The 8,413-nt window shown below is 64.2% G+C and carries 7 protein-coding genes; 2 read left to right on the forward strand and 5 right to left on the reverse strand.

What is annotated here, in order from left to right:
• The first annotated feature begins 226 nt into the window (after positions 1-226).
• The gene (locus ABIV12_RS13990; protein WP_348060342.1) at positions 227-880 is read left to right on the forward strand and encodes a peroxiredoxin-like family protein; all 654 of its coding nucleotides are present in this window, start codon (positions 227-229) and stop codon (positions 878-880) included.
• Between the two features lie 282 nt (positions 881-1,162).
• Entirely contained in the window at positions 1,163-1,711 is a 549-nt protein-coding gene (gene ppa / locus ABIV12_RS13995) for an inorganic diphosphatase (protein WP_348060344.1), read from the forward strand.
• A 10-nt stretch (positions 1,712-1,721) separates the two neighbouring features.
• Here ppa and ABIV12_RS14000 read toward each other — a convergent pair whose 3' ends face one another.
• The 5 genes from ABIV12_RS14000 to ABIV12_RS14020 all read right to left on the reverse strand — a co-directional run.
• Entirely contained in the window at positions 1,722-3,398 is a 1,677-nt protein-coding gene (locus ABIV12_RS14000; RefSeq protein ID WP_348060346.1) for a glycosyltransferase family 39 protein, read from the reverse strand.
• A 237-nt stretch (positions 3,399-3,635) separates the two neighbouring features.
• Entirely contained in the window at positions 3,636-4,655 is a 1,020-nt protein-coding gene (locus ABIV12_RS14005) for a DUF2333 family protein (RefSeq protein WP_348060348.1), read from the reverse strand.
• Positions 4,656-4,881: 226 nt separating this feature from the next.
• Entirely contained in the window at positions 4,882-5,481 is a 600-nt protein-coding gene (locus tag ABIV12_RS14010) for a ferritin-like domain-containing protein (protein ID WP_348060350.1), read from the reverse strand.
• A 176-nt stretch (positions 5,482-5,657) separates the two neighbouring features.
• Positions 5,658-7,502 (reverse strand): sulfotransferase, encoded by a 1,845-nt coding sequence (locus ABIV12_RS14015; protein ID WP_348060355.1) that lies wholly within the window; start codon positions 7,500-7,502, stop codon positions 5,658-5,660.
• A gap of 70 nt (positions 7,503-7,572) precedes the next feature.
• On the reverse strand, positions 7,573-8,413 hold an 841-nt coding region (locus ABIV12_RS14020; RefSeq protein ID WP_348060358.1), incomplete at its 5' end, for a phosphomethylpyrimidine synthase ThiC.

The raw sequence follows: 8,413 nt of genomic DNA on the forward strand, positions 1-8,413 counted from the left end.
GGCGACATGGTCGCCGCTTGGTTGCCGTTGTCCTGCACCCTTTTCCGTTTGTAGAGGAAAGCACCTTAGCAAGACGCGAGTGACGGCCTTGTGCAGCCGCGCTTTCGCGAAAATTCCTGCGCGGACCGCACCGAAGTACACCAAGGGTTGTCAGATCGGCGCATGCCGCGCTTGCAAGATTTGCGACGGACACAGGGTCTAGGAGGGCTCGTCGAAGGAAAACACCATGCGCTTGCTCGCCACGATCGTCTTCGCCGCATTGCTCGGCACTGTCCAGGCTGCGGATTTCGCAACCGCCCCCGACCGGGTGACACCGCTGCTGCTCGGCAGCGCGCTGCCCGACGCCACGTTGCGCACCGTCGATGGTGCGGGCACGTCGCTCGTCAAGGCGGTCGGGGGCAAGCCGGCCGTGCTCGTGTTCTATCGAGGCGGCTGGTGCCCGTTCTGCAATCTCCAGCTGAGCAACCTGCGCCTGATCCAGAAAGACCTCACGGCGCTCGGCTACCAGACGATCGCGATCAGTCCGGACCGACCGGAGGAACTGCGCAAGACGCTCGGCAAGGATGCGCTCGACTACACCTTGCTCTCCGACAGCTCGGCCAGCGCGATCCGCGCGTTCGGTATTGCCTATCGCGTCGACGCCGCCACCATCGCCCGCTACAAGGAGTACGGCATCGATCTGGACGCGTCGTCCGGCGACACGCACCACGCGTTGCCCGTGCCGGCGGTGTACATCGTCGATGCGGACGGCGTGCTGCAGTTCTCGTACGTCCACCCGGACTACCGCGTGCGCGTACCGTCCGATGTGGTGCTCAGCGCGGCGCGCGCGATTGCCGAGCAGCGCGAGAAGCTCCATCCGTCGCCGCCGAAAGCGCCCTGACCGACCACCGAAGACGCCGCTTCATGGTGTGAGGCGGCGGTACGCGATGCTCGGTGGGCGGCGATGGCGTTCGGAATCATTTCCGGTCGCGACGAGGACGGCCACGTTTTCTTCCCGGTGCATCATTCGGGACCCGCTGCGCCGGGACAGCGTTTGCCGTATTCTTCGCGCCCGCGCGGGCCTTGCGCCTGCCAATGCGCGTGTGCCGGCACCGGCGCCGCGCTTACTTCCGTTTCGGCAACTTGGGTTCCGAAACCGGGCGAAGCGACAACAGGAGTCCCCATGGGTCTGGAACGCGTTCCTGCCGGCGCCAAGGTGCCGGACGAAATCAACGTCATCATCGAAATTCCGAAAGACGCCGAGCCGGTCAAGTACGAAGTGGACAAGGCGTCCGGCGCGATCTTCGTGGACCGCGTGCTGTCCACCCCGATGCGCTACCCGTGCAACTACGGTTACGTGCCGCAGACGCTTGGCGGCGACGGCGATCCGCTCGATGCGCTGGTGATCCTGCCGCTGCCGCTGGTGCCGGGCTCGGTGGTGCGCTGCCGACCGGTTGGCATGTTGCGCATGACCGACGAGGCTGGCGCCGACGAGAAACTGGTCGTCGTCCCGCATCCGAAAACCTTTCCGGGCTACGCGCACATTGCCGACATCGACCAGGTTTCGGGGCATTGGCTCGAACGCATCGGCCACTTCTTCGAGCACTACAAGGATCTCGAAAAGGGCAAGTGGGTGAAGATCGAGGGGTGGGTCGACGCCGCGGCCGCGAAAAACGAGATCCTCGCCGGTGTGGAGCGCTACGGTTCGGCTGCGGAAAAGCCGGCCTTCTGAACGACGCGCGTCAGTCGTCGGTCGCCTCTTCGCCGCTGTCGCCACCGTCGCGAACGTGTTCGACCGCGGGATCGACGCCGGAGGCCAGCGCCTCCGTCGCATTCCAGATCGACACCTCGACGCCGCGAAACGGCTGCGTGAACACCGGCGTCGCGCGGAAGCGGAAGCGTGCATAGAAACTGACGGCCAGGCCGTCCGGATGCTGCTGTGTCCACGTGGCGAATTCGTTCATGCCTTCGATCACGAGCAGCGGCTCCTTCAACCGCCCGGCGAACTCGAATACGCCGTGGTGCCAGCCGAGGCACACGATCGGCTTGCCTCGTTGCTGCGCGGCGGCGATCTGCGTGGCAATGCGACTGACGTCGTAACGCTCGCCCGGACCCTGCACGATCGCGATCTTGATGATCAGCACCACCGCCAACGTCGCCAGTGCCGGCCACGCAGGCTCGATGGCACGTCGGGAAGAAACGAGCATCGCCGCACCGATGACGGCGATGCCGATTGCCCAGGCAACCGACGTGTCGCCGAAGTAGGCGTCGCTGAAGTGCGACGGCGGATGCTGCGAGATCCATCCGAAGGCGACCCCGACCGCGATGAGGACCAGTCCGAATACACCGGTGCGCACCCGCAAGGCGCCGCGCTCGAGCGCAACAGCCAGAATCAGCGCAACTCCCGGAATCGCCGGCAACAGATAGTGCGGCTGCTTGCCGCCGATCAGTGAGAACGCGACGAACGTCGGCACGACCCACGCGAGTCCGAGCCGGACCGCGCGATCATCCTGCAACGACCGCAATCGCTGCCACGAACCGCGCATCACCAGTGGCCACGGCAGCAACATCAGCGGAAAAACCGCTGCATACCACCAGAACGGACGTCCATGCGCACTCGCGCCCTTGACCGCTTCGATCCGGTCGAAGGTCTGGTTGAGGAAAATCGCGCGCGCGTACGCGTCGCCGCCGTGCAGCGCTGCGGGAATCGCCCAGGCGAGACCGATGGCGACACCGAGCAGGAACGCGAGGCCAAACACACCGAAATAGCGCGCCCGCCGACCGCGCAGCGCATCCCGCGCCCACCACGGTGCGCCGAGTGCGACAAATGCGATGTCGAGCAACATCACCGGACCCTTCAGCAGGATACCGAGGCCGATCGCAACTCCCGTGACGAGAATACCCCGGCGCGACCGTCCTTCGACCAGATCCAGCAGGCCATGCACCGCCAGCAGCACGCAGGTGGTGAGCGGCACGTCGAACATGATCGCGTTCGCAAAAAACCCGAAATAGATCGCCCCAAGCACCAGCCACATCGAGTGCCGCGCAGCGCTCTCCGATGCGCCGAGCCGCAAGGTCAATCGCTGCATCAGAATCAGGGTGATCAGAGAACAGGCCAGTGTCATCGCGCGTGCCGTCCACGCGTGGACGCCGGTCACCAGCCAGCCGACATTGATCATCCAGAACAGCATCGGCGGCTTGTGCGCATACGTCGCGCCGTTGAGGTGCGGCACGAGGAACTCGCCGGTCTGGCGCATTTCCCATGCGACCGCGAGATAGCGCGTTTCGTCGATCGGCACCGGACCGAGGAGCCAGACCACCGGTAGCAACAACAGAAACCCGAGGAACAGAGGATGCTCGACGAACGCACGCCAAGGCGCTGCATCCGTGCGGATGGAAAAGAGCGGAGGAATGGTCACGACGTTGGCAGAGGACAAAAAGGATTGGATCTTGGCATGGAGTCGCCAGGGTTGTCCCATTTGCGGTCATCGCCGCAGTCGCCGAAGGATCGTCGACGGTGTGGCCCGCCGGTGTCTGGCAGCGTCGCGTTCGTGCACAGCCGCATGCTGGACGACGTCCCCAATTCCCGGCGGCGCGTTTGATTGGAGGATCAGGGAGCTGCCGGCCGACCTGTGGTCGTCCAGCCTCCGATCCCACTACCCGCGCTTGAGCAACTCGCGCAGGTCGATCACCGCGGCGTTCGCGCGCGAGATGTAGTTGGCCATCACCAGTGAGTGATTGGCGAAGAATCCAAACGGCGTGCCGTTGAGGACCATCGGGCTTCCAATCGGCTTCTGCGATTCCTCCAGTTCGCGGATGACCTGCTCAAGGCTGACCGCGGCGTTCTTGCTCGCGAGGATCGGCGCGAAGTCGATCCGGATCGCCTCAAGCTGCTCGCGCAAGGCCCAGGTGTAGCCGCGCGCCTCGTAGAAGTTGTCATCGATCTTGTTCCATGGCGTCTGCACCATGCGCGGACTCAGCGCAGGGGTGGACTGCTGAGCATGCTGGTCTCCCGCCAGGTCGGTGTCGATCCGCACCTGCCCCGCCGCTGCCGACAGGCGCTGCGACAACGAACCCAACCGAGCCGAGACCGTTTGAAGGTAATCGGTGAGATTGTCAGCGCGTGCGTAGAACTGCGCATTGCTGGCGTCGTCGTCGCTGAGGCGCGTGAGATAGCCGTCGACGTGCGCGACCGCCTTGCGGTACTGGCTCTCTGAGCTGGGAAGCAGCCACCGATCATTCGGCGAACTGAAGAGCGGATCCGCTTCCTGCAGGTCCTTGTCCTCGACCGACTGTGTCTGCGAGCGACTGAACGCGTTGCGCAGCGACTGCACCAGATCGCGCGTCGCGGTCAGCACGCCAAATTCCCAGTTCGGTACGTTATCCATCAACACGCCCGGAGGAAACCGGTCATTGCTGAGATATCCCCCGCGCTTGTCCAGCAACGTTTCAGCCGAGGTGATCAGTGCTGCAGTAGTGATCGTCCCGGTGACGACGTGTTCGTTCTTCGCAGCGATCCGCGCCTGCGCCGTCGCGGCGACATCGAAGTGCGGCGGCTCGTGATCCCACCACCACATCAACGCAATGACCCCGACGACATACAGACTGACGAGCGCAACAATCGCACCGAACAGGAAACGTCTGCCGGACCCGGCGGTTGCGGAAAAGCTGGCCATGCGGAGCTCCGGTATCGGCGGATGTCATCGGTCGTCGCAGGCCCTGGATCGTCAGAACGATCAGCCTGCAGACGAAGCGGGAGATGGGACCCCATTGTGCCTCAACACACGACGCGCATTCGCGCCGTGTCCTGCAGTTCAACAAACGCGCGCTCGCCAACTCCGCACATGGCCCCGATGACCTGATCGGGCTCCGTCGGGTTCGACCCCGACGCACTGCCCACCATCAGCGTTTGGACTTGCCCGCCTTGTCGCCAGATCGCTCCTTCGGCTTTGCCGGCTCTCCCTTCTTGCCGAAGTCTTCCATCAACGTCTTCATGTCTTCCGCGTGTTCTTCCTCCATCGCGAGAATGCCCTCGAGCATGCGCTTGGTGGTCGTGTCGCGGTCGCCGACGTAGTTGATGATTTCCCGGTAGCTGTCGATCGCGATGCGCTCGGCAACCAGGTTTTCCTCGATCATTCCAGCCAGGTCCTCAGGCACGACAAACTCCGCATGGCTGCGGGTCAACAGGCCTTCGGGCGAAAAGTTCGGCGTGCCGTCGAGCTGGGTGATGCGCTCTGCAATCTGGTCTGCGTGCACCTGCTCCTCATTCGCATGCTCGAGAAACTCGGCCGCGACGCTTTTCGCATTGATGCCTGACGCAAGATAGTGATGAGCCTTGTAGCGCAGCACGCAGACGATTTCCGTCGCGAGCGCCTCGTTGAGCAGCTTGAGCACGGTGTCGCGATCGAGGGTGTAACTGTCGGTGACTGCGCCCCGCTCCATGTGCTCGCGCGCACGCTGGCGGATCGTCTTGATGTCCGAAAGGAACGGTTTTGCGGCCATGCCTGACTCCTGATGGTGGGTGGGTCGCCGAGGGGTTCGCGCCCGCGGGCACGACCGCTTCATTTTACGGGATCTTCATGTCCCGAAGCTGACCGACACCGGATTTTCCAGGAAACACCGAATGCGAAAAACAGCGCATACGGGCACATCCGAATCATTCTTTCGCGCGCATCGCGCTAGCGTTCGGCGCACGCGGCAGCACGCGCAACCGTCTCCGTCATTTGCGCGAGCAAGGGCTCGATCTCATGCTGCCGCCGCCGCCATTTCTCAGGGTCGGGGGCGGAGACCGTATGCCGGGCCATTGGCAAGCGGATGCCGAGCGGACTGTCCCACGCCAATTCGAGCGTTTGGCAAATACGCCGGATCTCCCGGTCCGGATCGGCAATGAGCCCGTCGTATCGCGCAACGCATCGTCGATTCGACGGAAGTCGATCGAGGTCGTCGAGCAGGATCCGCGTGGTGGTTTCCCATTGCGTCGCGACGATTTGCGCAAGCGGGTAGCCGACCAGATTGCGCCAGCCGGGCGTCAACAACAGCGACCACGGAAGGCCGCTCCATCCGGGCAACTCGGGATAGGTGCGAAAGCCGCGCGTTTCCCACGCTTCCATCATGCTGGAGAGAACCTGGCGGGGATCGCGATACAGATAAACGAACACGGCATCGGGAAACGCGCGTGCGAGGAAGGGCACGCGCAGCGCGTTCTTCGGCGTTTTCTCGAGCAGCCGGATCCGACCCTGTGGCGATCGTTGCTCGCGATCCTTCGCTCTGGCGGCAAAGCGCCGCCGCAATTCCTCGATGACCTCCGGTGACGCATCGGATTCGTCCAGCCGGTTCGAATCATAGCCGCGCGCCACTGCGCTGAGCGCGCCGATACCCTCGATCACACCATGGCTCTCGCCACCAACCGTGCAGACTCCGGGAGCGCGCGCCAACGTCTCGAAGAACAGCGACGAACCAGAGCGCGGAGGCGACACGATGAACACCGGCCGGTCGAATGCATACGCGTCCGCCGCGTGGCGAACGACGTTGGCGATCGGCTTCGCAGCTTGCGTTTCCACCGTCCCCTCGACGAACGGCAGCGCCTTGGCCCTGCGCACTGCACGGGCCAGCAGACCACGCATCGACGCGGGCAAGTCCGCACCATTGCGCAACTTGATTCCCGCGGCCGCCTGCGCGAACTGCGCGAGGAACCCGTCCAGCACCTGGCGATAGCGCGGCAGCGCGGCATCGTCTGCGCCGCAGTGGAACCACAACGTCTGCCATTCCCTGACGAACACGCCCGCCATTTGCGCAATGGGCTGCATGCGGGACTGCGGCTCCACTTCGCCGAGCAGGAACGTGACGTGTCCGCGCAGCTCCCAGTAGCTCATCGGCGACTGGCTGTTGACCGATTCGAACATCAGCTCCGACGCGCGTTCATGCGGCTGCGGCGCGGTGAAGCGCGCAAGCCAGCCGGACTTCGGCATCGCGGGCGTCCTGCCCGCATTGACGAGATCCCAGAACGCAGTCGAGCCGACGGTGTCGACCACCAGATGGATTCGGGCGACATTCGCGTCGTTGTATACATTGTGCTGACGCCATGTATCGAAGATCCAGCACTCGCCCTGCGCCATGTTGACCACTTCATCGCCGCACGCGAAGCGCACCTCGGGTTGCGTGAGGATCGGAACGTGCACACGCACGCGCTCATTCCAGTAGTAGTCGAAGTCGACGTGCTGCTGTACTTCGGATCGACCCGATAGGCGCATCAAGCGGGTGCGTCCCAGCACTGCGCCCAGGCTGCCAAGCACCTGCAGCATGTACGGACTGCGTTCCAGCGCTGGCGTCGGGCGCATCGGGCCGTCCAGCGCATCACCCATCGCCGCATCGCCATCGACGGCGACCAATGGCAACGCGGTGTTGCCCGGCGTGCCGCTTGGATGCGGCCGCCACATGCCTTCGTCGAACACAGCGATCTCAGCGGCGAGCGCGGCGGCGTCGAACAGCAGTGGCAACTGGATGATGGGAACGGAAAGTTTCATGGATTCATGGGTCTCGGAGCGACGCCTGTGCGCACCCGCTGCTCCCTCGGTCCGCACATGATAACGGCGTTCAAACGCGCTGGTAGACCTCCGGAGCGGCACGGAACTCAGCCGCCTTCTCGGCCATGCCCTCGTCGAGTGCGTCCGTTTCCATCAATCCATGCTCCTTGGCGTAGTCGCGCACGTCCTGCGTGATTTTCATCGAGCAGAATTTCGGCCCGCACATCGAGCAGAAATGCGCGGTCTTGGCGCCCTCGGCGGGAAGCGTCTGGTCGTGGTAATTTTCCGCAGTGTCGGGATCGAGCGACAGATGGAACTGGTCGCGCCAGCGGAATTCGAAGCGGGCGCGGGAGAGGGCATCGTCGCGCAGGCGCGCGGCGGGGTGGCCCTTGGCGAGATCGGCGGCGTGGGCGGCCAATTTGTAGGTGACGACGCCGACCTTGACGTCGTCGCGGTCGGGCAGGCCGAGATGCTCCTTGGGCGTGACGTAGCAAAGCATCGCGGTGCCGTACCAGCCGATCATCGCGGCGCCGATGCCGCTGGTGATATGGTCATAGCCGGGCGCGATGTCGGTGGTGAGCGGCCCCAATGTGTAGAAGGGGGCTTCGCCGCAGACTTCGAGCTGCTTGTCCATATTCTCCTTGATCTTGTGCATCGGGACGTGGCCGGGGCCCTCGATCATCACCTGCACATCCTGGGCCCAGGCGCGCTTGGTCAGCTCGCCGAGGGTGTAGAGTTCGGCGACCTGGGCCTCGTCATTGGCGTCGGCGATGCTGCCGGGGCGCAGGCCGTCGCCGAGGCTGTAGGCGACGTCATAGGCCTTCATGATCTCGGTGATCTCGTCGAACCGCTCGTAGAGGAAGGATTCCTTGTGGTGGGAAAGGCACCATTTGGCCATGATCGAGCCGCCG

Source organism: Dokdonella sp., from assembly GCF_039926425.1.
GTDB lineage: Bacteria > Pseudomonadota > Gammaproteobacteria > Xanthomonadales > Rhodanobacteraceae > Dokdonella_A.